The sequence below is a fragment of the Pseudomonas sp. E102 genome (assembly GCF_052660185.1).
Window position 1 is genome coordinate 2,393,937 of record NZ_CP084025.1, and the last position, 23,140, is coordinate 2,417,076.

Here is a 23,140-nt window from a genome sequence, read left to right on the forward strand (position 1 = left end):
TGATGGCGTTTGGCCCGTTGGGGTCGCTGCGCAATCCAGCGAGAGCAAGCTCCCTCGTCACCGGGAGCGCGCCGTTTCCTAGAGCTTCGGCAACTGCCCGATCCGCCCCATCATCTCGGTCACGACCTGCAGGTCCAGCAGGAACTGCTCCACGGTCTTGAACTCGTTGTCGTTGTGGCCGGTGTACTTGACGTCGGGCATGGCCAGGCCGAACTGCACGCCGTTGGGCAAGTCATGGACCGACGTGGCCCCGGCGGACGTGCCGAACTTGTGCTCCATGCCCAGGTTCTCGGTGGCGACGGCCAGCAGTGCCTTGACCCATTCGCCCTCGGGGTTACGGTACATGGGTTCGTCGATAGTGTTGTCGAAGGTCACGGCAACCCCGGACTTCTTGGCCCACGCGGAGAGCTTGTCGTTGATCTCAGCCTTCAGCGTGTCCGTTGGCTTGCCCACGGGCACTCGCAGGTTCACGGCGAGCTTGAAGCTCTTGTCGTCCATCCCGACGTAGGTCAGCGAGGCGGTCAGCGGGCCCATGAACGCGTCGGAAAAGCCGATGCCCAGTTTGTTGCCCAGGTAATCCAGGCCCCAGTTGTCGGTGGCGTAACGCGCGGCGTCGGTGATGTGGTTGTGCTTGAGCGCGACCTTGCCATCCAGGCCATTGATGAAGGCCAGCATCCTGGCGACCGGATTGACGCCTGACTCGGGCTCGGAGGAATGGGCGGATACGCCAGTAAAGGTCAGCTTGACGGTTTTATCGGCCACCTCGCTCCTTACTTCAAAGTCGCCGCCATTGGCTTTGGCGTAGTCGGTGCCGGCCTTGAGCAGGCTGGCGGCCAGCTCGGCGGGTTTGTCGGTGCTGAACGTCGCGACTGAAGTCGACGGGATCTGGTTGGTCGCCATGCCGCCGGTCATTGCAACGACTTCAGCCCCTTTGCCTTGGCCCGCCCGGCGAGGGAAGTTCGCCATGACCGTGCCGTAGCCTTTCTCGGCGATCACCACTGGGTAGCTGCCATCGAGCGCCAGGTTGTAATTGGGCGTCGGGTTGCGCTCGAAATAGTAGGGGATGGCGTCGCCGGTGGTTTCTTCGGTCGTGTCCACCAGCAGCTTGAAGTGGCGCGCCAGCGGCAGTTTTTCGTCCTTGATGATCTTCATGGCGTAGAGCGCCACGACGATGGCGTTCTTGTCATCCTCGGTGCCTCGACCGTACATGCGATCGCCCACCAGCGTGACCTTGAACGGATCGAGCCTGGTGCCGTCCTTGAGCACCCAGTTTTCCGGCGTCACCGGCACCACGTCGGCATGGGCGTGAATGCCCACGACTTCGTCACCGCTGCCTTCGAGTGAAATCTCATAGACGCGGTTGTCGATGTTGCGGAAGTTCAGGTTGAAGTCGTTGGCCAGGCTTTTGATCTTGTCGGCGATCTTGAGAAACTCGGGGTTTTCATGCTGGGCCACGCCGTCCTTGCGAAAGGTCGGGATTTCCACCAACTGGCGCAAGGTATCGGTGGCGGCCTTGCCATACTTCACCCGGGCGTAGATACCGAGCAGCCGATGGATTTCGTTCTGTTGTTCCGCCGACAGGGTTTTGTTGCCTCGGAAGGCATCGATGGCCGGGCCGAGATTCGCGGATTTGGCCAGCTCACTCTTGGCGACGCTCGCCAGGAACTGGCGGAAATCGCTGACCGAGGTATCGGCGTAGGTCTTGACGAAGTCCGCGCTCTGTTGGGCGGTGATGTTGGCGTTGGCGGATATCGAGTAGGACGAGAGGGTGGACAGGACGAGGGTGGCAATAGCCAGGCGCTTGAACGGGAAGTTCATGGTGAGGGCATTCCTTTGCAAGGGAAAAGTGTCGTTTGGTGAAACAATCACTTACAACCTAGCACCATGAGCGCCGGTTGGGGGAGCCCTAAGAACGGAATATGTCGCCGGAAAAAGCGCAAACGGCGCAGAAATGAAAAATCCCCTGTGGGAGCGAGCAAGCCCGCTCCCACAGGGTTCGGTGGTGACTGGAGTCAATGCGTCCCGCGCGGAATCGTCTTGAGCAGATCTTCCGGGCTGATATGCCCCACCACCGGCTGAGCCGTGCTGCCCGGCAATGGCAGGTCGAGGATATGCCCCTTGATCTTGCCGACCACATGCATCTCGCAGGGTTTGCAATCGAACTTCAAGGTCAGCACTTCATCGCCGTGAATCAGCTGCATCGGCGCGACCTTGGTGCGCACGCCGGTGACGCCCTTGGCTTGCTTGGGGCAGAGGTTGAACGAAAAACGCAGGCAATGCTTGGTGATCATCACCGGTACTTCGCCGGTTTCCTCGTGGGCCTCGAACGCCGCGTCGATCAGCTTGACGCCGTGGCGGTGGTAGAAGTCCCGGGCCTTCTGGTTGTAGACGTTGGCCAAAAACGACAGGTGCGACTCCGGGTACACCGGTGGCGGCGTGGTTTCAGCCTTGCGCCCGCCCCGTGGATGCGCCGCGACGCGCGCCGTGGTCAGGGCTTCGATCACCTCGCGGCGCAGTGCCTTGAGCTGGGAGTTGGGAATGAAAAACGCCTGGGGCGCGTCCAGCTTGATCGACGTGGCGTGGTACTCGGTGGTGCCCAGTTGGCCGAGCAGGTCCTGCAACTGCTCCAGGGCTTGTTCTGGCTTGTTCGCCAGGCCGAAAGGACCGTCGAGGGCAACGCTGGCGCTGATGCCTTCTTCGCTGGTGGCGGTCAGCTCCAGACGCTCTTCGCGCAACTGCGCGACCCAGGCCAAGCCTACGCGACGCTCGGCGGAGGTCTTGAGCAAAGCTTGCTGCCAGTTGTGGTCCAGGTTGCGGCTCAGCGGATGGTTGGGCCGCAACTGGTACATGCCGGCGGGCATCTCGTTGGGCTCGACGCGGTAGCGGTAGCGCTTCTGGCCTTCGTCATCGAGGAACTCGCCCTTGGGCTCGGCGATGTTGGCCCGGAAACCCACCACTTCGCGCTTGACCAGCACGTTGAGGCCGTCGCCGTTGGACAACGGATCAGACGTCACCACGTGCAGGTCGCGCTTGCCGACTTTCTCCACCACGCCCACCGGTACGCCGGTGAACGTGGGGGAGTCGAAGGCGCCGATATCGATCTTGCGCTCGCTGACGAAGTAGTCGGTGCTGCCACGGTGGAAGGTCTTGTCCGGATCCGGCACGAAGAAGTGCGCGATGCGGCCACTGGAAGCGCGGGCCAGGTCCGGGCGGTCTTCGAGGACATCGTCCAGGCGCTGGCGATAGTAGGCGGTGATGTTCTTCACATAGGCCGCATCCTTGTAGCGGCCTTCGATCTTGAACGAGCGCACGCCAGCTTCAACCAGGGCGCGGATGTTGGCGCTCTGGTTGTTATCTTTCATCGACAACAGGTGCTTTTCGTAGGCGACCACCCGGCCTTGATCATCCTTGAGGGTGTAGGGCAGGCGGCAAGCCTGGGAGCAATCGCCACGGTTGGCGCTGCGGCCGTTTTGCGCGTGGGAGATGTTGCACTGGCCGGAAAACGCCACGCACAACGCGCCGTGAATGAAGAACTCGATGGCTGCGTCGGTTTCGTCGGCGATGGCGCGGATTTCCTGCAGGTTCAGCTCGCGGGCCAACACCAGCTGCGAGAAACCGGCTTGGTCGAGGAATTTCGCCCGGGCGAGTGTGCGAATGTCGGTCTGGGTGCTGGCGTGCAGCTCGATCGGCGGAATGTCCAGTTCCATCACGCCCAGGTCCTGGACGATCAGGGCATCGACGCCGGCATCGTAGAGCTGATGGATCAACTGGCGGGCCGGCTCCAGCTCGTTGTCATGCAAGATCGTGTTGATCGTGGTGAACACCCGGGCATGGTAGCGATGGGCGAACTCCACCAGCCCGGCGATATCGCTCACCTCGTTGCAGGCGTTGTGACGCGCACCGAAACTCGGGCCACCGATGTACACGGCGTCGGCGCCATGCAGGATGGCCTCGCGGGCGATGGTCACGTCGCGGGCGGGGCTGAGCAATTCCAGATGATGTTTAGGCAAGGACATGTTTTTTTAGTCAGGCTGGTCACGGTCGAAGCGCGCATTGTAGCCGCCAGGCGCCGGATCGGCACCTGTGCAAGCCTGTGTCGGGGGAAATGAGCCGATACGCGGTCAGCCCTGGGCGGCGCCGATGCTGCACCAGCGGTTGCGCCCGGTGTTCTTCGCCAGGTACAGAAACGCGTCGGCGGCCTTGATCAACATGGCGGGGCTCACGTCCTCGCTGCTCGGCTGGCAGGTGTTGATGCCCGCGCTGATGGTGACGATGCCCAGGGGATGATCGCCATGCTCGATGTTCAGGGCCCTGACGGCTTCGAGGATTTGTTGCGCGACCTGGGCGGCGCCAGTGCTGTCGGTATTGGGCAGCAACACCGTGAATTCCTCGCCGCCGTAGCGGACCGCCAGGTCCCCGGGCCGCTTGATCGTCTGCCCGATCGCGCTGGCAATCGCCCGCAGGCAGTCGTCGCCGGCGGCATGGCCGTACTTGTCGTTGAAGCGTTTGAAGTAGTCGACGTCGAGCATGATCAGGGCCAAGGACGAACCCTGGCGCTTGGCCAGGCGCAGCTCATCGGCCAGGGCGCTGTCTAGCCGCCGACGGTTGCCCAGGCCGGTCAGGCTGTCGGTCAGGGCCATGTCCCGCATGGCTTGGTGGGCGCTGCGGATCTGCTTTTCCATGGTCATGCGGTAGCGCAGCTGGCTCAACACGATGAGCCCGAAACCCACCAGGATGGCGATCAGGAATATCAGCACCAGGCTGGTCTTGAACAAGTCCCGGCGCCACGGGGCGACGATCGATTCGCGGGACAAACCGGCTTCCACCACCAGCGGGTAGGTGGTCAGGGCCCGGTAGCCGTACAAGCGTTCGGTGTCGTCGACGACCGCCCGGGCTTCGGCCACGCCCTGGTTGGAGGTTGGCAGGTGCTCACGGAAGATCACGCTGTTGACCAGGCTCTTGCCGATCACCGAGGCGACGAAGGGCCGTCGTACCAGGATCGTGCCACTGCGCAATGCGAGCACCAGCGCGCCTTTGTCGTCGATCTTGAAGTCACCGTAATAGTCGACGAAATAGCTGACCTTGACGGTCCCGAGCATCACGCCGGCGAAAGAGCCGTCGGGGTTGTTCAAGCGGCGCGAGACAGGAATGATCAAGTCGTCGGTGGAACGACTCTTGATCACTTCGCCGATACGCACGCCACGGTCCTGGTGGGTGCGGTGGTACTGGAAGTAGTCTCGATCGGCGTTGTTCGCCATTTCCGGTATCACGTCCTTGTCTGTCGCCAGCCATTGACCGTCCGGGCCGTAGATAAACAAGCCGTGCAGTTGCGGCATGATCGCGGCTTGCTGGATGAGCAGCTTGTGGATACGGGCAATGTCCATGTTTTGCAGCCCGTCGCCTTCCACTCGTTCGGCAAGGGCGGCGGTGAGCACGTCCACTTGGCGGATGGCGTCTTCGGCGTGTTGGGCGGTTGCCCTCGCCAGGTTGGTGACCGAGTCGCGGGCGGAAGCGAAGGCCGCGCGATAATCGCGCCATGTGCGCCAGCCCTCGACGGCCAGGAAGGCCATGACGACCACGAGCATGAAACTGACCGTCAGCCGAAACGCCGCCCCGGCTCGCACAGCCTGCGGGAACGCTTGATCGGGGCTTTCAATCCTGGGCTCTGGCTGTTTGCGTCCGAGCATTGGCTTATCCTTCTACACGACGGGTCCGTGCGCTTGCAGCGCACAGCCTATCCTATTCCATTTCAGCACGTTAGCTAACTGCGACGAGGCCTATACAGCCGACGACACACGGCACAAGGGGAAGGTTCATGAAAGTTGGCGTCATATCCGACACCCACGGCTTGCTGCGCCCCGAGGCGTTGGACGCGCTGCAAGGCTGCGAGAGGATCATTCATGCCGGTGATATCGGCAGCCACCAGATCCTGGAAGCCCTGGCATCCATCGGCGAGCTGTACGTGGTACGTGGGAACAACGACCTGGAGGCCGACTGGGCGGGACAGATCGCCGATCAGTTGCAATTCGACCTGGGCGGGTGGCAGGTGCTGTTGGTCCATGACATCGCCGATGTGCCGGCGACGCTCGATCCAGCTGTAAGGGTGGTGATCACCGGCCATTCCCACAAGCCGCTGATCGACTGGCGTGGCGAGCGGCTCTACCTCAACCCCGGCAGCGCCGGCCGGCGGCGGTTCAAGTTGCCGGTGACGCTGGCGTTGCTGGAGGTCAGCGAGCAGGGGATCGAGCCGCGGATCGTGCCGTTGCTACCGTGACAGGCCTGAGTTACCTGAAGTATTTGTCGACGTAGGACTGGATCTCCTGGCGCATGAAACGCCCGGATTCATCGGCCCGTTCCTCCCAGCCGAACACACATGCCGTGACGATGCCGTCGAAGCCGGTCTTCGCCAGTTCGCCAAAGAACAGGTCCCAGTCGATCTCGCCCTGGTGCATGTCCATGTGCTGATGCACCGTCACCTTGGCTCCGGGTGGGTTGACGATATAGCGCAGGCCGGACGAGGCCTTGTGGTTGTAGGTGTCGGCAATGTGGACATGGGAGATCATCGACCCGGCTTCAGCGATCATGGCTTGCATGTCATCGCCGAAGTAGAACGTGTGGGGGGCACAGTACAAAAACTTCACGTTGTCTGAACCGACGGTCTTGAGCATGTCCAGGGCCGGCTGAAGGGTTTCGCACCAGTCCTCCGGATGCGGCTCGACGTTGAGGGTAACGCCTTCGGATTCGAGGATCGGCACCAGCTCTTCCATCGAGCGCCACCAGGCCGCTTCGCTCGACTCATGACTGTGCATGCCGCCACAGCAGCTGATCTTGTGCCCGCGATCGGGCGACGGCCCGCGACCGAACTCCGAGTTCATCGTCGTACACCCCATCTCCACGGCAACGTGGATCGCTTCCTTCCAGTAGTTCACCGCCGCCCGGCGTTCATCCTCGTGGGGGCTGGCCCAGCGGTACATCGGCAGCAGCGACGCCAGTTGCAGGTCATGGTCGCGCAGGGCTTTCTTGAATTCGGTGATGCGTTCCTTGTGGACGCGAGGGCGAACCCACCACGGCAGGAAATCTTCACGCGGCGACAGTTCCAGGTATTGGTAGCCGAGCTCGGCGGTCTTGCGGCACAGGTCCGGCAGGCTCAGGTGGCGGTGCATGTAGGGATCGAGGGCGATTTTCATTGTTGTTCTCCGTTGATCAACATTTGGTTACCTGTGGCAGCAGGTTAATAGGCGATCCAGGTTGAATCGTTGTTGGCCGATTCCACGCAGCGCTCCACCCAGCGCACGCCGTCCACGCCGGCGTCGATGTCGGGATAGCGCAGCGCGGCCAGCATTTGGGCGTCGCCACGGTTGGCGGCGTCCATGGCGAGGGCGAAGCGGCGATAGAGATTGGACCAGGCCTCGAACAGCCCTTCGGGATGACCGCCACCGATGCGGTCGTCCAGCAAGGCGTCGTCGTGCAGATAGCCCATGCCGCGCTCCAGGGTTTGCGCGGGCTGGCCCTGGATCTCGAAACTGAGCTGGTTGGGGCGCTCATCCCACCATTCCAGGCTCGCCCGGGACCCGATCACGCGGATTTTCTGGCCGTGCATGGAACCGGCATTCACCGCGCTGGACCAGACCATGCCCATCGCGCCGCTTTCGTACTCCATCAAGGTGTAGGCGTTGTCCTCCAGCGGCGCGCGGCTGGCGACGAAGCTCTGCCGGCTGCACACCAAGCGCTTGATCTTGAGCTCGGGCAGCATGACCTTGGACAGATACAACGGATGCGTACCGACATCCCCCAGCACATAACTGGGGCCGGCCTGGCGCGGGTCGACGCGCCATTGCGTCGCCTGGCTCTGAGCCTCTACCGGCGCGCTGTGAAAACCGTGGGCGAACTGCATATGCACCATGCGGATCTCCCCCAGCTCCTTGGCTGCAATCATTGCCCGCGCCTGTTCGATCAACTGGTGCCCGGCGTAGCCGTAGGTCAGGCCGACGATACGGCCCCGGGACCTGGCCAGGGTCCGCAACGCCTCGGCTTCGTCGAGGGTGAAGCACAGCGGTTTCTCGCAAACCACATGCAAGCCGGCTTCCAGGGCGGCGCGGGTGATGGCGTAGTGCGTGCCGTTGGGGGTGGCGATCGACACCGCCTCGATGCCGTCGGGCCGCTGTGCTTCCAGCTCGAACAAGCTCAGGTAGTCCGGATAACAGCGCGCCGGGTCGATCCCCAACGCTTCGCCGAAGGCCTGGCCACGGCCCGGATCGATGTCCAGCGCGCCGGCGACCAGTTCGAAGTTGCGATCCCGCAGGGCGGCCGAGCGGTGGATGTAGCCGATCTGGCTGTGCTCGCCGCCGCCGACCATGGCCCAGCGCAGGGGCCGTCCAAGGGTTTTGCTGCCATTGATCATAAGTATTGTCCTCGTTTGGTCAGAAGCCGATGCCGGCCAGATAGGCGCGGCTGGCCGCCACGTCGTCCAGGCTGGTGGCGGCGTTGCGCGGGTCGCGTTCCTGTTCGACGGTAATCGCGCCTTGGTAGCCGAGCTCACGCAGCAGGCCATGCAGGGCCGGGTAGTCGATGGCACCGCGTCCTATCGGGCACATCACGCCCCGGGCACAGGCGGCGAAGAAGCGGATGCGCTCGTTCAGCACTTGGTCGAAGGCCGCCGGGTCTATGTCTTTGAAGTGCAGGTAGTCCAAGCGATGGGCGTAGGTGCGCAGCGATGCGAGCGGGTCCATGCCGGCGTAGTAGAGGTGCCCGGTGTCCAGGCACAACCCGGCAATGTCGTGGGGGACGTCATCCACCAGCCGCGCCAGCTCATCGGCGAATTCGATGTAGCCGCCGGCGTGAGGATGGATGACGGCGCGGATGCCATAGGTCTCCCAGGCGAGGGCGGCGATGGCGCGGATATGCGCCATCATCGCGTTCCAGTGCGCGTCGTCCAGGCGTGGCGCGCGGTCCGAATGGCCGGCCGCGTAGTCGCGTTCGTCGTGGCCCCAGTCGATGATCACCAGGTAGGGCCCGCCGAAGCGCTGGCCGGGCTGGGGTTTGAAGGGCGGCAGTTGTTTGAGCGAGCCGCAGATGGCGTGGGTCTGGCGCAGCAGTTCGGGCAGATTGGCGGGGTTTACCAAGTCATCGAAAATCGTTCCCGCGACGATGTGCAGGCCGTGCTCCGACAGTGCTGGATTGAGGATTTCCGCCTCCAGCGGCAGATAACCATAGGGCCCCAGCTCGATGCCGCGATAGCCCGCATCGGCAGCTTCGCGCAGCACCCGTCGCCACGGTGGCAGAAACGCGTTCTTGATGTCATCGACGCCCCAGCAGCAAGGCGCCGTGCAGATGTGGATCGCCATTTGAAGCACTCCGGCTGTGTTGTTGTTTTTGTCTTGGGCTGATGCTATTGCCTCGTTGCGGAGCGGGCCATGGGGAGATGGCTTAATGTGTCAGAACCCCTCATGATGGCGAAAAGAGGTGTCAAGACATGTCAAAGCAACCACGCCGAAAATTGCGCCCCACCATGGCTGATGTCGCCCGGGAAGCCGGTGTGAGCCTGTCGACGGTGGACCGGGTGCTGAACCTGCGCGCCGACGTGCGTGCCGACACCGCCCAGCGCATCGCGGCAGCGGCGGGGCGCTTGGGCTTCCATGCCAAGGGGGTGATCGAGCAGCGTGTGCTCAACGACCGTCCCACCCTGCGTCTGGGGTTCCTGTTGCAGAAAAGCGGGGTGCCGTTCTATCAGGGGCTGGCCCACGCCCTGTCAAACGCCGCCGCCACCTGCACGCGAGCGCGGATTCGCGTGGTCATTGGGTACCTGGACGACCTTGATCCGGTCAACGTGGCCCAACGCATCCTCGCCTTGCGTGACCAGGTGGACGGCCTTGGCGTGGTGGCGGTCGATCACCCCAAGGTGCGTGAGGCGGTGGCACAATTGCGCGCGACAGGCATATCGGTCGTGGCGCTGCTCTCGGAACTGTCCAGCGGCGCCGGCACTGGTTACGCCGGCCTCGACAATCGCCTCACGGGACGCACCGCCGGTTGGTTCATCAGCCGCCTCGCCAGGCAGCCCGGGCCAGCGGCGGTCATGCTCAGCAGCCAGCGTTTCCAATGCCAGGAATTGTGCGAATTGAGCTTTCGCAGCTACTTGGCGGAGCAAACCGGCGAATGGGAGCTGCTCGCCTCGCGCCTGACCCTGGAGGACGACGAGTTTGCCTATGGCAACACCGTCGACCTGCTCACGGCAGAACCCGACCTGGCGGGGCTTTACGTGGCCGGCGGCGGCATCGCCGGGGTATTGCGGGCCCTGCGCAGCCTCCAGCAGCAACAGCTGCGCCTGCCCGTCGTGGTGTGCCATGACCTGACGCCGCTGACCCGGGAGGCGTTGAAAACCGGATTGGTCCAGGCGGTGCTCTCCCACCCGGTGACCACCCTGGCCGAAGAAGCCGTGGATGCTCTGGTCGAAGCCGCGACGGCCACGTCGGTGGGGCCGGTGGCGAGGCGGGTGGTGGCGTTGCAAGTGGATGTTCCGGAAAGCGTCTAGGCTCTGTACGAAATGTATCCGGACTCACCCATACAGCGTTGAAACGGGGCTGGCCTTCGCGCGAACACATTTCAAACAGACCCTGGGACACCCGCGCGCGCTGATCCAGCCATTCGTTCCCCCACCAGTTTTTTCCTTCCCAGCCACAACAAAAACCCTCGTTTCGTAAATTCCCGCCTGCCAACACAATCGCCTCGACAGCTTGTTTCGATAGCTGCAATCGCAGAACAACAAGAAACCGGAACCCGAGGCGGCGACACGCCGACTTGAGCCAAACCCTCTGCCGGAAGTGCCAAGACATGCCCGTTGAAACCCTACGCATCGATACGCTTGTAATAGGCGCCGGCCAGGCCGGCGTCGCCATGAGTGAACATTTGAGCCGCCAAGGCGTGCCGCATCTGGTGGTGGAGCGCGACCGCATCGCCGAAGCCTGGCGGACGGCGCGCTGGGACTCGCTGGTCGCCAACGGCCCGGCCTGGCATGACCGCTTTCCTGGGCTGGAATTCGACGGCCTGGATCCCGATGCGTTCGCCTCCAAGGACCAGGTGGCCGAGTACTTCGAAGCCTACGCCCGCAAGTTCAACGCGCCGATCCGCACGGGTGTGGAAGTGCGCAAGGTCGAGCGCACTGTCGGTCGCCCAGGTTTTACTATTGATACCTCCGACGGTGTGATCGAAGCCACTAACGTGGTGGTCGCCACCGGGCCCTTCCAACGTCCCGTCATCCCGCCCATCGCGCCGCAGATGCCTGCGCTCACCCAGATTCACTCGGCGCAATACCGCAACCCCGGGCAGTTGGCCGAAGGCGCCGTGCTCGTGGTGGGAGCGGGGTCGTCGGGGGTGCAGATCGCCGATGAATTGCAGCGGGCCGGCAAGCAGGTCTACCTCTCTGTCGGTGCCCATGATCGTCCGCCACGCGCCTATCGCAATCGGGATTTCTGCTGGTGGCTCGGGGTGCTGGGCGAGTGGGATGCCGAGGCGGTCAAGCCGGGCAAGGAGCACGTGACCATCGCTGTGAGTGGCGCCCGGGGCGGCCACACCGTGGATTTCCGCCGGCTGGCCCACGAGGGCATCACGCTGGTGGGCCTGACCCGAGCGTTCAACGGCCACGTAGTGAGTTTCGAATCCAACCTTGCCGAAAACGTCGCCCGTGGCGATGAAAACTACCTGGCGTTGCTCGACGCCGCCGATGCCTATATCGAGCGCAATGGCCTGGACCTGCCGCCCGAGCCCGAGGCGCGCCGGCTATTGCCCGATCCTGAATGCATGACCCATCCGATCCTTGAGCTGGACCTGGTCGAGGCGGGTGTCAGCACCATCATCTGGGCCACCGGGTACTCGGTGGATTACAGCTGGCTGAACGTCGATGCGTTCAAAGCCGATGGCAAGCCTCGGCATCAGCGTGGGGTCTGCAGCGAACCTGGCCTCTATTTTGTCGGCCTGCCTTGGCTGTCGCGCCGGGGGTCGGCGTTCATCTGGGGCGTGTGGCACGACGCCCGGCATATCACCGACCACATCGTCAAACAGCGCACGTATCTCGACTACCGCGATGCATCCCAGCGCATTTCGCAACCTTTGAAAACCAGCCTGACGGGAGTTCGTTGATGCCTACTCACACTCGCATCCGCATGTTCAACACCAAGGACACCTACCCCAACCAGACCCTGGACAACGACCTGTGCCAGGCCGTGCGCGCGGGCAATACCGTTTACGTCCGTGGGCAGGTCGGCACCGATTTCAACGGCCAGCTGGTGGGCCTCGGCGATCCGCGGGCCCAGGCCGAACAGGCCATGCGCAACGTCAAGCAACTGCTGGAAGAAGCCGGCAGTGACCTGAGCCACATCGTCAAGACCACCACCTACCTGATCGACCCGCGCTACCGCGAGCCGGTGTACCAGGAGGTCGGCAAATGGCTCAAGGGCGTGTTCCCGATTTCCACCGGGCTGGTGGTCAGTGCCCTCGGCCAGCCGCAGTGGCTGATGGAAATCGATGTGATCGCGGTCATCCCCGAATAAGGAGCACGACATGACGTTTTCCATTGTCGGACGCTGCGCCGAAACCGGCCAGTTGGGCATCGCCATCAGCTCGTCGAGCATTGCCGTCGGCGCCCGTTGCCCCTGGCTGCGGGCAGGGGTTGGCGCGGTGTCGAGCCAGAACATCACATTGCCGGCGCTGGGCCCGCAGATCCTCGACGAATTGGCCGCCGGTTCGGTGGCCCAAGAGGCGCTGGACCGTGCCCTAGCACGCAACGGCTACAGCGAGTATCGCCAGGTGGCCGTGGTGGATGCCCAGGGGCGCACGGCGGTTTTCAGCGGTCGCCACGCGTTGGGCGTCCATGGCGCCGGGGTCGGCGAACAGTGTGTGGCGGCCGGCAACCTGCTGGCGGGCGACGGGGTCATTGCCGCAATGGTCACGGCATTCGAACAGGGTGAGGGCAGCCTCGCGTCCCGCCTGTTGAGCGCGTTGCAGGCGGGACAGGCCGCAGGCGGAGAAGCCGGGGCGGTGCATTCGGCGGCGTTGTCGGTGGTGGATGACCTGACCTGGCCAATCGTCGATCTACGGGTCGATTGGGCGGATGAAAATCCCATCGGCGAACTGGAAAAACTCTGGCTCGCCTATCAGCCGCAGTTGCAGGACTACCTCACTCGCGCCCTCGATCCAACCCAGGCGCCCAGCTACGGGGTGCCGGGCGATGAGTGAGTTGCGCAGCCGTGCATTACTCGCCGAGCTGGTGGGCTTTGCCACGGTCAGCCGCGATTCGAACCTGGCGTTGATCGAGTTCGTTCGCGATTACCTGCACGGCCTGGGCGTGAACAGCGAGCTGATCTACAACACGGAACGGACCAAGGCCAACCTGCTGGCGAGCATCGGCCCGTCGGTGCCGGGCGGCGTGGTGTTGTCCGGGCACACTGATGTAGTGCCAGTGGACGGGCAAGCCTGGACCGCGGAGCCGTTCCGCCTTAGCGAGCGGGACGGCAAGTTGTTCGGACGCGGTACGGCGGACATGAAAGGCTACCTGGCCTCGGTGCTGGCGGCCGTGCCGACATTCCTGTCCAGCCCGTTGAAGCGTCCTGTACACCTGGCGTTCTCTTATGACGAAGAAATCGGTTGCCTGGGCGTGCGCGGCCTGCTGGAAGTCCTGCCGCAACGCGTCCCGCAACCGGCCTTGTGCCTGATCGGCGAGCCCACCGAGCTGCGACCGGTGTTGGGCCACAAGGGCAAGTTGGCGATGCGTTGCCACGTCAAGGGCGCGCCTTGCCATTCCGCCTATGCGCCTTACGGGGTCAATGCCATCGAACAGGCGGCGCGCTTGATCGGCCATCTGGGTGAGATCGGTGCGGATTTGGCCGAGCCCTCACGACACGATCCGCGCTTCGACCCGGCGTATTCGACCGTACAGGTCGGCGTGATCCAGGGCGGCACGGCATTGAACATTGTCCCCGCCGATTGCCGCTTCGATTTCGAGGTGCGCGCCTTGCCGGACTTCGCCCCGCAGGCGGTGGTCGAGCAGTTGCGCGATTACGCCGAACAGACGCTGCTGCCCAGGATGCAGGCAGTAAACACCGACACCGCCATTCGTTTCGAACCCTTGTCCGCTTACCCGGGCCTGGCGACCTCGCCGCACAGCGCGGCCGCGCGCCTGGTGGCCCGGCTGTGCGGCAACGACGGTTTCGGCACCGTGGCGTTCGGCACCGAGGGCGGGCTGTTCCACCAGGCCGGCATCCCAACGGTGGTGTGCGGCCCCGGCAGCATGGACCAAGGCCACAAACCCGACGAATACGTGAGCGTCGAGCAAATGGCTGCCTGCGATCGCTTGATGGACCGCCTGGCGGTTTACCTCAGCGAACCCAATGACGTTTGATCCAAGGAATTACCCGTGAACGAATTCAATGATTGGAAGGCGCGTGCCGCTCAAGTGCGCCTGCGCGACAGCGCCCTGATCGACGGCGAGCCCCACGAAGCTCTCGATGGCGCCCGATTCGAAGTGATCAACCCCGCCAACGGCGTGTTGCTCGCCAATGTCGTGGCCTGCGCTGAACCGGAAGTGGACCTTGCCGTGAAAAGCGCACGCAAGGCATTCGAGCAGGGCCCTTGGGCGCGCATGGCGCCCAGCGAGCGCAAGGCCGTGTTGTTGCGTTTGTCTCAGTTGATGCTGGCTCATCGCGAGGAACTGGCGCTGCTGGATTGCTTGAGCATGGGCAAACCGGTCATGGATGCCTGGAACATCGACGTGCCGGGTGCCGCCCATGTGTTTGCCTGGTATGGCGAAAGCCTCGACAAACTCTACGACCAGGTCGCGCCCTCGGCGGCGAACGTCCTCGCCACGATTACCCGCGTTCCGCTCGGCGTGATTGCGGCGGTGGTGCCGTGGAATTTTCCGTTGGACATGGCGGCCTGGAAAGTCGCGCCAGCGTTGGCGGCGGGCAACAGTGTCGTGCTCAAGCCGGCGGAGCAATCGCCGTTTTCGGCCCTGCGCCTGGCTGAACTGGCCCTCGAGGCAGGCGTGCCACCGGGTGTGCTCAACGTCGTGCCGGGCCTGGGCGAGCAGGCCGGGCGGGCGCTCGGCTTGCACCCGGACGTCGATTCGCTGGTGTTCACCGGATCGACCGAGGTCGGTAAATATTTCATGCAGTACTCGGCCCGATCGAACCTCAAGCAGGTCTGGCTGGAGTGCGGTGGCAAGAGCCCGAACCTGGTGTTTGCCGATTGTCAGGACCTTGACCTGGCGGCGCGCAAAGCCGCGTTCGGAATCTTCTTCAACCAAGGCGAAGTGTGCTCGGCCAACTCGCGGTTGTTGGTCCAACGGTCGATTCACGACGCGTTCGTAGAACGCCTGGTGGAACAGGCTCGCCTGTGGCAACCCGGCGATCCGTTGGACCCTGCGAGCCCTGCCGGCGCTATCGTCGATGCGCGTCAGACCGCGAGGGTCATGCAATACATCCAGCAGGCCAAGGCTGAAGGCGCACGCCTGGTGTGTGGGGGACGCCAACTGAACATCGATGGGTCGAGCAATTTCATCGAACCGACGATCTTCACCGAGGTGCGCCCAACCATGCAATTGGCCCGTGAAGAGGTGTTCGGGCCGGTGCTGGCAATCAGCGTGTTCGATGACGAAGAGCAGGCCATCGCCATGGCCAACGAACACATCTACGGCCTGGCGGCCTCCGTGTGGACCGACGACCTGAACCGGGCCCACCGTGTGGCGCGGCGTTTGAACGCGGGCACGGTGTCGGTCAATACCGTGGACGCCCTCGACGTCACCGTGCCCTTTGGCGGCGGCAAGCAATCGGGCTTCGGACGCGATCTGTCGCTGCACGCCTTCGACAAATACACACAACTGAAGACCACCTGGATCCAGCTGCGCAGCTGACCGCGGTCCAGGTCGTCGTTCGCAATCGATTTGTTCTCCCTAAAAAAAGAAAACGGAGCAACCGATGGACAGTTTCTCAAGCGTGCCGCTACAAACCATTACGCCATCGCAGGTCGGCCCACGCAAACGGCTGGGCCTGAGCGCCCTGTTGGCCGTCGCCGTGGGCCTGGTGGTTTCCCAGGGCGTCATGGTGCTGATGCTGCAAGGGGCCGGGATCGCCGGGCTGGGCTTCGTGATTCCGTTGGCCTTGGCCTGGCTGTTGGCCCTGAGCTACGCCTGTTCGTTTTCCGAACTGGCCTTGATGATTCCGCGCGCAGGCAGCCTGAGCAGTTACACCGAAGTCGCCATCGGCCAGTTCCCGGCGATCCTGGCGACGTTTTCCGGTTACGTGGTGGTGGCGATGTTTGCCCTGTCGGCGGAACTGCTGCTGATGGAGTTCATCATCGACAAGGTCTACCCGCACTCGATGCCGCCGTTGAGTGTCGCGGTTGGCGTGCTGTGCCTGTTCACTGTGCTCAACCTGTTCAACATCGACATTTTCTCTCGGCTTCAAACGGTGTTGGCCCTGGTCATGACGGTGATGCTGTTGGTCATGGGCCTCGGCGCCTTGGCGAGCGATGGGGCAGGCAGCGTATCGACGTTGGTGGCGGCTACGGGCTGGAACCCCATGGGGCTCGGTGTCATTGCCCTGACCGCGATGGCGGTGTGGGGATTTGTCGGGGCCGAATTCGTCTGCCCACTGGTCGAGGAAACCCGCCGTCCGGAACGCAACATCCCGGCCTCGATGATGATTGGCCTGACGGTGATCTTCGTCATTATCTGCCTGTATTGCCTGGGCGCTTTGCTCACCGTTCCCCAGGCTGAGCTCGCCAGCAATGGCTTGCCGCACTATCTGTTCGCGACTTCGGTGTTCGGCGAGGCCGGGCAGGTATTCCTGGTGACCGCCGCCATCACCGCAACGTGCAGTACGCTGAACAGTTCCCTCGCTGCCATACCGCGCATGTTGTTGGGCATGGCCCGTAGCGGCCAGGCGTTCGGCATCTTCAAGCGCCAGGGCAAGCGCAGCGGTGCTCCTTGGGTGGCGGTGCTGTTCGTGGCGCTGGTTACCGGCTTACCGCTGCTGCTGATGCACGACACGCCCGACGCCATCAACCTTTTGCTTCTGGCGGCGGCCCTGGCCTGGCTGCTGGCCTACGTCATCACTCACATCAACGTGATTGCCCTGCGGCGCCGCTATCCCCATGTTCACCGGCCGTTTCGCACGCCGTTCTACCCGGTGCCGCAGCTGTTCGGCATCGCCGGCATGCTCTTTGCCATCTGGCACGTGTCCCCCAGCCCTGAAATGACTGTTCCGATCTTCGCCAGCGCTGGCGCGGTGCTGGGCATCGTTTCGCTGATCGCGCTGGTGTGGGTCAAGTGCGTGATGGGCAAACCGCTGTTCAAGCCCGAGCCGCTGGCGTCTGTCCAGGGCACCGAAACCGACAAGATCAACAAAGGAGACCTTTAATGAACGCGCCATTGAACCCGAACCGCAGCACCCGCGAGTATCAGGCGCTGGATGCGGCGCACCACATCCATGCGTTTCTCGACCAGAAAGCCCTCAATGCCGAAGGGCCACGGGTCATCGTCCGTGGCGAAGGGCTGGCGCTCTGGGACAACGATGGCAAGCGTTATCTGGACGGCATGTCGGGCCTTTGGTGCACCAACCTGGGCTACGGGCGCCAGGACCTGGCGGCAGCGGCCAGCCGTCAGTTGGAGCAATTGCCGTACTACAACATGTTCTTCCACACCACCCATCCGGCCGTGGTGGAGCTGTCCGAGCTGCTGTTCAGCCTGCTGCCGGATCATTACAGCCACGCCATCTACACCAACTCCGGCTCCGAGGCCAACGAGGTGCTGATTCGTACCGTGCGCCGCTATTGGCAGATCCTCGGCAAGGCGCAGAAGAAAATCATGATCGGTCGTTGGAACGGCTATCACGGCTCGACCCTGGGCGCGTCGGCGCTGGGCGGCATGAAGTTCATGCACGAAATGGGCGGGGTGATTCCGGATGTCGCGCACATCGACGAGCCGTACTGGTTCGCCCACGAAGGTGACCTGACCCCAGCCGAGTTTGGCCTGCGGGCGGCCCGGCAGTTGGAAGAGAAAATCCTCGAACTGGGCGCCGAGAATGTCGCGGCGTTCGTGGCCGAACCCTTCCAGGGGGCCGGCGGCATGATTTTTCCGCCAGAGAGCTACTGGCCGGAAATCCAACGCATTTGCCGGCAGTACGACGTATTGCTGTGCGCCGACGAAGTCATCGGTGGCTTCGGTCGCACCGGCGAATGGTTCGCCCATGAGTATTTCGGCTTCGAGCCCGACACATTGTCCATCGCCAAGGGCCTGACCAGCGGCTACATCCCCATGGGTGGCCTGGTCCTGTCCAAACGCATGGCCGAAGTGTTGGTGGAGCAGGGCGGCGTGTTCGCCCACGGCCTGACGTATTCCGGGCACCCGGTGGCGGCCGCGGTGGCGATAGCCAACCTCAAGGCCCTGCGCGACGAGGGCATCGTGACACGGGTCAAGGACGACACCGGGCCGTATCTGCAACGGTGCCTGCGGGAAACGTTCGACGGGCACCCGCTGATGGGCGAGATCCAGGGCGCCGGCATGGTCGCGGCCCTGCAACTGGCCGAAGACAGGAACAGCCGCAAGCGCTTTGCCAACGAAAACGAAATGGCCTGGCAATGCCGCACCTTCGGCTTCGAGGAGGGCCTGATCATTCGCTCCACCTTGGGCCGGATGATCATGGCCCCGGCGCTCGTGGCCAGCCATGCCGATATCGATGAACTGGTCGACAAGACCCGTATTGCTGTAGACCGCACCGCCCGCGCTTACGGTCGCCTCTGAGTCCGTCGCCGGCTCGTGCGGGCGAGCCGGCATTTTCGAGGAACCGATTCATGTCCAGATCCTTGCGTTACAACATGGCGTGTGCCCTGGCGTTGCTGAGTACCAGCGTCCTGGCCGCGCCACAAAGCCTGACCGTGATTTCATTCGGCGGCGCCACCAAGTTGGCCCAGGACAAGGCCTACTTCCAACCCTTCAACGCCAGCGGTGCGGGAAACATCGTGGCCGGCGAGTACAACGGCGAGCTGTCGAAGATCAAGGCGATGGTCGCGGCCGGGCATACCAGTTGGGATGTGGTCGAAGTGGAGAGCCCCGAACTGCTGCGTGGTTGCGAGGAAGGCTTGTTCGAAAGACTCGACCCGGCGGCCATAGGGAAGCCTGCGGATTTCGTTCCGGGAGCGCTCACTGAGTGCGGCGTGGCCACGTACGTCTGGTCGATGGTCCTGGCCTATGACCAGAGCAAGCTCGCCAAGGCACCCACCTCCTGGGCCGATTTCTGGAACGTGACCGAATACCCGGGCAAGCGTGGGTTGCGCAAGGGGGCCAAGTACACCCTGGAAATCGCCTTGCTGGCGGACGGCGTCAAGACAGAAGATGTGTACAAGGTCTTGAATACGCCGGAAGGCGTGGCGCGGGCATTTGCCAAGCTGGACCAGATCAAGCCGAATATCCAGTGGTGGGAGGCGGGCGCCCAGCCGGCGCAATGGCTGGTGGCCGGGGATGTGGCGATGAGCGCAGCCTACAACGGTCGCATCGCCTCGGCGCAGAAAGAGGGCATGAAACTGAGCATCGTCTGGCCGCAAAGCCTGTATGACCCGGAATATTGGGCGGTGGTGAAAGGCACGCCAAACAAGGCCTTGGCGGAGAAATTCATTGCCTTCGCCAGCCAGCCGCAGACCCAGAAAGTCTTCTCGGAGAACATCCCCTACGGACCGGTGCATCGCCAGACACTGGGCCTGCTGCCCGCTGAAGTCCGCGAGCAACTGCCCACCGCCGAGGCCAACCTGGCACAGGCGCAAGCGGTGGACGCGGAGTTCTGGGTCGACCATGGCGAAGAGCTGGAACAGCGCTTCAACTCCTGGGCGGCTCGCTAGTATCCAACCTAATATCGAACCGCTCTTGTGGCGAGGGAGCTTGCTCCCGCTGGGGTGCGAAGCACCCCCTTTACCCTGTGATCGCGGAGTAGCAGGTGGACCGCGTCAGGTTTTTGGGGCTGCTGCGCCCGAGGCGTCGGACCGGCCCAGCGGGAGCAAGCTCCCTCGCCACGGAGGTATGAGGCTCGCCGGTCTACGCCAGCCATTCCCCGAACTGCTCCTTGCAGTAATCCACGAACAACTGCGCCGGCTTGGTCAGGTGCGCGCGCTTGAGCCATCCGGCCACCAGGGCCGAACCGGTTACGTCCTCGGCGATGCTGACACACACCACGTCCTGTCCGTCGTAGGTGCAGCTCGATTGCGGGCGGGTCACCAACACGGCGAAACCAAATCCCTGGCCGACCATGCCGCGCACCATTTCGATGGAGGGCGAGCTGAAGACGATGTTTGGCGTCAGGCCCAGCTCCTCGAAAATACTGACGAAGTAGGTGCGGCTGGGCTGCACATCCAAGAGGATCATCGGTTCAAGCGCCAGGTCGCGAAGCGATACCTGGGATTGATTGGCAAAGCGGTGTCCGGCCGGCAGCAGTGCGTACGGCCGTTGCGGTGCCGTGAGCGCTTCGGTTTCGATCGTGCTGTCGAGATCGTGCTCATAAAAAATCGCCAGGTCGAAACGTCCACCGGTCAGGCCTTGAACCAACTCCTGCTGTTCGCCGTCCTGCACGCGGATCTCCACGCCAGGAAAACGCTCGCGAAAACCGGCGATCAGCCGTGGCAGGTAGAGCGGGGCGACGGTCTCGAAGCAGCCGATGTCGATCTGCCCGCTGACGACGTCATTGTCGGCCAACGCGTTCTGTTCGAATTCCCGGGCCATGCGCAGCAGCTCCTGGGCCTTTCGATAGAAACGCGCACCGGCCGGCGTCAGCGAGACGCCCTGGGCGTGATGACGGATCAACAACTGCACGCCGAAACTGTCTTCCAGGCCCTTGACTGCCGTGGCAATCGACGGTTGGGCGATATACAGCTTGCGGGAGGCTTCGGCGACGCTGCCACACTCCACGGTGATGACGAAGTACTTCAACTGACGCAGGGAGTAGGACGCCACGGCACACCTCGGTCCGGATGATTTTGCCTACCTTACCGTGAGCCGCTTGCGCAGCGCGACGGGCGTTGCAACGGATTTTGCTAGGCAGTGGCGATATCCAGGCTGGCTTGTCGGACGGGCATAAAAAACGCCCGCCGAAAAAACCTTGGCAGGCGTTTGGGAAAGTCCGGCACAGAAGGAGGGACTGGCCGGTTGGCGCGTGAGTTTCAGGGCATTGGGATCAGGCGACAGGGATCAATGGATCCGCGGCAGCCAGTGCGGTGGCGCGGTCGGCGGCGGGTGGGTAGATCCACACAGAGTTGATCTGGGTCTTGAGGTCCTTCGCTTCTTGTCCGACCAACTTGACCTGGCGATCCCAACCTTCGGTGTACACCGCGCCCCAGGCGCCCAGGTCCAGGCACGTCACGTACTTGGGTTGGCTGTAGGTCATCGGCGCGACGCCCAGCAGATCGGCTGCCACGTTGTTGCCCGCGTAACGGCCGAGGGCGATGGCGTGCTGGCAGGACATCGCCGCGTAATTGCCCAGGTCGTCGGTGGCGGCGTAGGCCACGTCGCCGGTGGCGAAGATATCGCTCTGCCCGAGCACCTTCAGGTTCCCGTCGACATGCAGCCGGCCCTGGCGATCGTGGGTGCCGGGCACTTGTTCGGTCAGCGGGCTGGCGCGGAAACCGACGGTCCAGATGACGGTCCTGGATTCGATGCGCTGGCCGTCCGACAGCGTGACGCCGCCGGCATCCACCGATTCGACCGAGGCATTGAGCATCCACTCGATGCCAAGGTGGTCGGACGCTTCGATGATCGAAGGGCTGATTCCTTCGCCCAGCGCCGCACCGATTGTCGGCCCCCGGTCGACCACGATCACGCGGATATTGGCGTCGCTGCCCAGGACGGCGCGCAGGCGGGCGGGCATCTCAGTGGCGGTTTCGATCCCGGTAAACCCGCCGCCGGCCACCACCACGGTGTTGCGAGCGGGGCTGTCGGGCAGGGTTGCGAGGGATTTCAGGTGGGCTTCGAGGCGCGTCGCCTGTTCGATCTCATCGACGTCGAACGCATGCTCCAGCATGCCCTCAAGGTCGGGGCGAACCAGCTTGCTGCCCGCTGCCAGTACCAGCCGGTCATAGCCCAGCGTGCCTTGGCCGCCAAACACGTCGCGATAGCCGACCTGCTTGCGGTTGACGTCGATGCTCTCGGCAAAGCCTTGGACGAAATTTACCCCGACCGCGTCGAACAACCCGGCCAATGGCGCCATCATGGTGTGGACGTCGGGTTCGTAGAAACGCGGGCGGATGCGCAACTCCGCCTGGGGCGCCAGGACGCTGATCTGTACGTCATTGCGATCATGCTGGTCGAGCAGGCGAGCCGCGCTGAGTGCGCTCCATACACCGCCAAAACCGGCGCCGACGATCAAGATTTGCTGTTTCATGAGGTGCTCCCGAAGACTGAGTCGATACGTTGAATTTGTTTGATGTTTCAGCGTGACCGTGTTGCGAAACGCCCGGAAGTGCTTGGCCTGATGGGGTGAATCATTAGGCGCATTCAGCTTCGGTTCGCTATTGGAAATGGTATTCGTCGGCGGGAGCCGCGGCACTTCTACATAGGGTCAGTGGCGGCATGCGTGGGTGTTAGGGGGGCTATACGAAGGTATTAAAATCGTTGGGTTGTGGATTTTCAGCAGCCGCAGAACGATGCGCACCCCATTACGCTTGTGGGAGCGAGCCTGCTCGCGAAGAGGCCATTGCAACCGCCTTCACCCCTCGCCACCCATCACCGATTCAATGCAGGCAATCAACTCACCACAATCAAACGGCTTGGGAAAAACCGCCACCGGGCTCATCCCGCCCGAGCGGGTTCGCGGCGGTACGGCAGGCAGGCCCGTTATGAAAATAAGCGGAATCTCGATGCCGCGGGCACGAAGCTCATCGCACAGTTGAATCCCGGTCATCCCCGGCATTTGAATGTCCGACAGCAAGCAAGCTGTATTCACATAGCCAGCTGAAGACAAGAAATCGAGAGCACTGGGGTAAGTCTTGACGCGATAACCGTGGGAGCGCAGTAAACCATCCAATGCAACTCGAACCGATTCATCGTCATCGATAATTGAAATAATTGCGGTGTCGGACATTTCGAAACCTGGCAGTAATGTCAGGACGCCATAAA

19 protein-coding genes are annotated in these 23,140 nt (G+C 63.2%); 10 read left to right on the forward strand and 9 right to left on the reverse strand.

What is annotated here, in order from left to right:
• Positions 1–78: 78 nt before the first annotated feature.
• From DOCECA_RS10620 to DOCECA_RS10630, 3 genes are all read right to left on the reverse strand, one after another.
• Complete coding sequence (locus DOCECA_RS10620; protein WP_445571942.1) at positions 79–1,818, reverse strand: dipeptidase; 1,740 nt, start codon at positions 1,816–1,818, stop codon at positions 79–81.
• Positions 1,819–2,012: 194 nt separating this feature from the next.
• Complete coding sequence (locus DOCECA_RS10625) at positions 2,013–4,016, reverse strand: peptidase U32 family protein (protein WP_420763817.1); 2,004 nt, start codon at positions 4,014–4,016, stop codon at positions 2,013–2,015.
• A 105-nt stretch (positions 4,017–4,121) separates the two neighbouring features.
• Positions 4,122–5,687 (reverse strand): sensor domain-containing diguanylate cyclase, encoded by a 1,566-nt coding sequence (locus tag DOCECA_RS10630; RefSeq protein WP_434647550.1) that lies wholly within the window; start codon positions 5,685–5,687, stop codon positions 4,122–4,124.
• A 128-nt stretch (positions 5,688–5,815) separates the two neighbouring features.
• Between DOCECA_RS10630 and DOCECA_RS10635 the strand changes: the two genes are divergently transcribed.
• A complete protein-coding gene (locus DOCECA_RS10635) occupies positions 5,816–6,274 on the forward strand; it encodes a metallophosphoesterase family protein (protein ID WP_434647547.1) in 459 nt (152 codons plus the stop codon).
• Between the two features lie 10 nt (positions 6,275–6,284).
• Here DOCECA_RS10635 and DOCECA_RS10640 read toward each other — a convergent pair whose 3' ends face one another.
• The 3 genes from DOCECA_RS10640 to DOCECA_RS10650 are packed head-to-tail and all read right to left on the reverse strand — an operon-like array spanning position 6,285 to position 9,344.
• Positions 6,285–7,187, reverse strand: a complete 903-nt coding sequence (locus tag DOCECA_RS10640; protein ID WP_434647545.1) for a sugar phosphate isomerase/epimerase family protein — start codon at positions 7,185–7,187, stop codon at positions 6,285–6,287.
• A 44-nt stretch (positions 7,188–7,231) separates the two neighbouring features.
• Positions 7,232–8,401: a Gfo/Idh/MocA family protein gene (locus tag DOCECA_RS10645; RefSeq protein ID WP_445571943.1), complete on the reverse strand. Its 1,170-nt coding sequence runs from the start codon at positions 8,399–8,401 to the stop codon at positions 7,232–7,234.
• A 19-nt stretch (positions 8,402–8,420) separates the two neighbouring features.
• The gene (locus tag DOCECA_RS10650; protein ID WP_445571944.1) at positions 8,421–9,344 is read right to left on the reverse strand and encodes a TIM barrel protein; all 924 of its coding nucleotides are present in this window, start codon (positions 9,342–9,344) and stop codon (positions 8,421–8,423) included.
• A 128-nt stretch (positions 9,345–9,472) separates the two neighbouring features.
• Between DOCECA_RS10650 and DOCECA_RS10655 the strand changes: the two genes are divergently transcribed.
• From DOCECA_RS10655 to DOCECA_RS10695, 9 genes are all read left to right on the forward strand, one after another.
• On the forward strand, positions 9,473–10,528 hold the full coding sequence (locus tag DOCECA_RS10655; protein ID WP_420763823.1) for a LacI family DNA-binding transcriptional regulator: 1,056 nt from the start codon (positions 9,473–9,475) through the stop codon (positions 10,526–10,528).
• 299 nt (positions 10,529–10,827) lie between these two features.
• Positions 10,828–12,132 carry a flavin-containing monooxygenase gene (locus tag DOCECA_RS10660; RefSeq protein ID WP_434647537.1) on the forward strand — a complete coding sequence of 435 codons (1,305 nt, stop codon included), beginning with the start codon at positions 10,828–10,830 and terminating at the stop codon, positions 12,130–12,132.
• Positions 12,132–12,542, forward strand: a complete 411-nt coding sequence (locus tag DOCECA_RS10665) for a RidA family protein (protein ID WP_003201555.1) — start codon at positions 12,132–12,134, stop codon at positions 12,540–12,542. Before DOCECA_RS10660 ends, DOCECA_RS10665 begins: the two co-directional genes overlap by 1 nt.
• A 10-nt stretch (positions 12,543–12,552) precedes the next feature.
• The gene (locus DOCECA_RS10670) at positions 12,553–13,227 is read left to right on the forward strand and encodes a DUF1028 domain-containing protein (RefSeq protein WP_434676478.1); all 675 of its coding nucleotides are present in this window, start codon (positions 12,553–12,555) and stop codon (positions 13,225–13,227) included.
• Complete coding sequence (gene argE, locus DOCECA_RS10675) at positions 13,220–14,389, forward strand: acetylornithine deacetylase (RefSeq protein WP_445571945.1); 1,170 nt, start codon at positions 13,220–13,222, stop codon at positions 14,387–14,389. The genes DOCECA_RS10670 and argE overlap by 8 nt, the downstream gene beginning before the upstream one ends.
• Before the next feature lie 15 nt (positions 14,390–14,404).
• On the forward strand, positions 14,405–15,898 hold the full coding sequence (locus DOCECA_RS10680) for an aldehyde dehydrogenase (protein ID WP_445571946.1): 1,494 nt from the start codon (positions 14,405–14,407) through the stop codon (positions 15,896–15,898).
• A 64-nt stretch (positions 15,899–15,962) separates the two neighbouring features.
• Positions 15,963–17,405 carry an APC family permease gene (locus DOCECA_RS10685; protein WP_434647532.1) on the forward strand — a complete coding sequence of 481 codons (1,443 nt, stop codon included), beginning with the start codon at positions 15,963–15,965 and terminating at the stop codon, positions 17,403–17,405.
• Positions 17,405–18,787: an aspartate aminotransferase family protein gene (locus DOCECA_RS10690; RefSeq protein ID WP_445571947.1), complete on the forward strand. Its 1,383-nt coding sequence runs from the start codon at positions 17,405–17,407 to the stop codon at positions 18,785–18,787. The genes DOCECA_RS10685 and DOCECA_RS10690 overlap by 1 nt, the downstream gene beginning before the upstream one ends.
• Before the next feature lie 74 nt (positions 18,788–18,861).
• A complete protein-coding gene (locus tag DOCECA_RS10695) occupies positions 18,862–19,878 on the forward strand; it encodes an ABC transporter substrate-binding protein (protein ID WP_445572160.1) in 1,017 nt (338 codons plus the stop codon).
• Between the two features lie 193 nt (positions 19,879–20,071).
• Here the strand turns inward: DOCECA_RS10695 and DOCECA_RS10700 are convergent, their stop codons facing one another.
• The 3 genes from DOCECA_RS10700 to DOCECA_RS10710 form a co-directional block, all read right to left on the reverse strand.
• Complete coding sequence (locus tag DOCECA_RS10700) at positions 20,072–20,983, reverse strand: LysR family transcriptional regulator (protein WP_434701992.1); 912 nt, start codon at positions 20,981–20,983, stop codon at positions 20,072–20,074.
• A 220-nt stretch (positions 20,984–21,203) separates the two neighbouring features.
• On the reverse strand, positions 21,204–22,406 hold the full coding sequence (locus DOCECA_RS10705) for an NAD(P)/FAD-dependent oxidoreductase (RefSeq protein ID WP_420763831.1): 1,203 nt from the start codon (positions 22,404–22,406) through the stop codon (positions 21,204–21,206).
• 324 nt (positions 22,407–22,730) lie between these two features.
• Complete coding sequence (locus tag DOCECA_RS10710; RefSeq protein ID WP_420763832.1) at positions 22,731–23,105, reverse strand: response regulator transcription factor; 375 nt, start codon at positions 23,103–23,105, stop codon at positions 22,731–22,733.
• Between the last annotated feature and the right edge of the window lie 35 nt (positions 23,106–23,140).

Coding starts and splice junctions, on each gene's coding strand:
- DOCECA_RS10655 (WP_420763823.1), top strand. CDS start 9,473: ATGTCAAAGCAACCACGCCGAAAATTGCGCCCCACCATGGCTGATGTC.
- DOCECA_RS10710 (WP_420763832.1), bottom strand. CDS start 23,105: ATGTCCGACACCGCAATTATTTCAATTATCGATGACGATGAATCGGTT.
- DOCECA_RS10660 (WP_434647537.1), top strand. CDS start 10,828: ATGCCCGTTGAAACCCTACGCATCGATACGCTTGTAATAGGCGCCGGC.
- DOCECA_RS10650 (WP_445571944.1), bottom strand. CDS start 9,344: ATGGCGATCCACATCTGCACGGCGCCTTGCTGCTGGGGCGTCGATGAC.
- DOCECA_RS10625 (WP_420763817.1), bottom strand. CDS start 4,016: ATGTCCTTGCCTAAACATCATCTGGAATTGCTCAGCCCCGCCCGCGAC.
- DOCECA_RS10690 (WP_445571947.1), top strand. CDS start 17,405: ATGAACGCGCCATTGAACCCGAACCGCAGCACCCGCGAGTATCAGGCG.
- DOCECA_RS10685 (WP_434647532.1), top strand. CDS start 15,963: ATGGACAGTTTCTCAAGCGTGCCGCTACAAACCATTACGCCATCGCAG.
- DOCECA_RS10665 (WP_003201555.1), top strand. CDS start 12,132: ATGCCTACTCACACTCGCATCCGCATGTTCAACACCAAGGACACCTAC.
- DOCECA_RS10630 (WP_434647550.1), bottom strand. CDS start 5,687: ATGCTCGGACGCAAACAGCCAGAGCCCAGGATTGAAAGCCCCGATCAA.
- DOCECA_RS10705 (WP_420763831.1), bottom strand. CDS start 22,406: ATGAAACAGCAAATCTTGATCGTCGGCGCCGGTTTTGGCGGTGTATGG.
- DOCECA_RS10670 (WP_434676478.1), top strand. CDS start 12,553: ATGACGTTTTCCATTGTCGGACGCTGCGCCGAAACCGGCCAGTTGGGC.
- DOCECA_RS10695 (WP_445572160.1), top strand. CDS start 18,862: ATGGCGTGTGCCCTGGCGTTGCTGAGTACCAGCGTCCTGGCCGCGCCA.
- DOCECA_RS10620 (WP_445571942.1), bottom strand. CDS start 1,818: ATGAACTTCCCGTTCAAGCGCCTGGCTATTGCCACCCTCGTCCTGTCC.
- argE (WP_445571945.1), top strand. CDS start 13,220: ATGAGTGAGTTGCGCAGCCGTGCATTACTCGCCGAGCTGGTGGGCTTT.
- DOCECA_RS10645 (WP_445571943.1), bottom strand. CDS start 8,401: ATGATCAATGGCAGCAAAACCCTTGGACGGCCCCTGCGCTGGGCCATG.
- DOCECA_RS10635 (WP_434647547.1), top strand. CDS start 5,816: ATGAAAGTTGGCGTCATATCCGACACCCACGGCTTGCTGCGCCCCGAG.
- DOCECA_RS10640 (WP_434647545.1), bottom strand. CDS start 7,187: ATGAAAATCGCCCTCGATCCCTACATGCACCGCCACCTGAGCCTGCCG.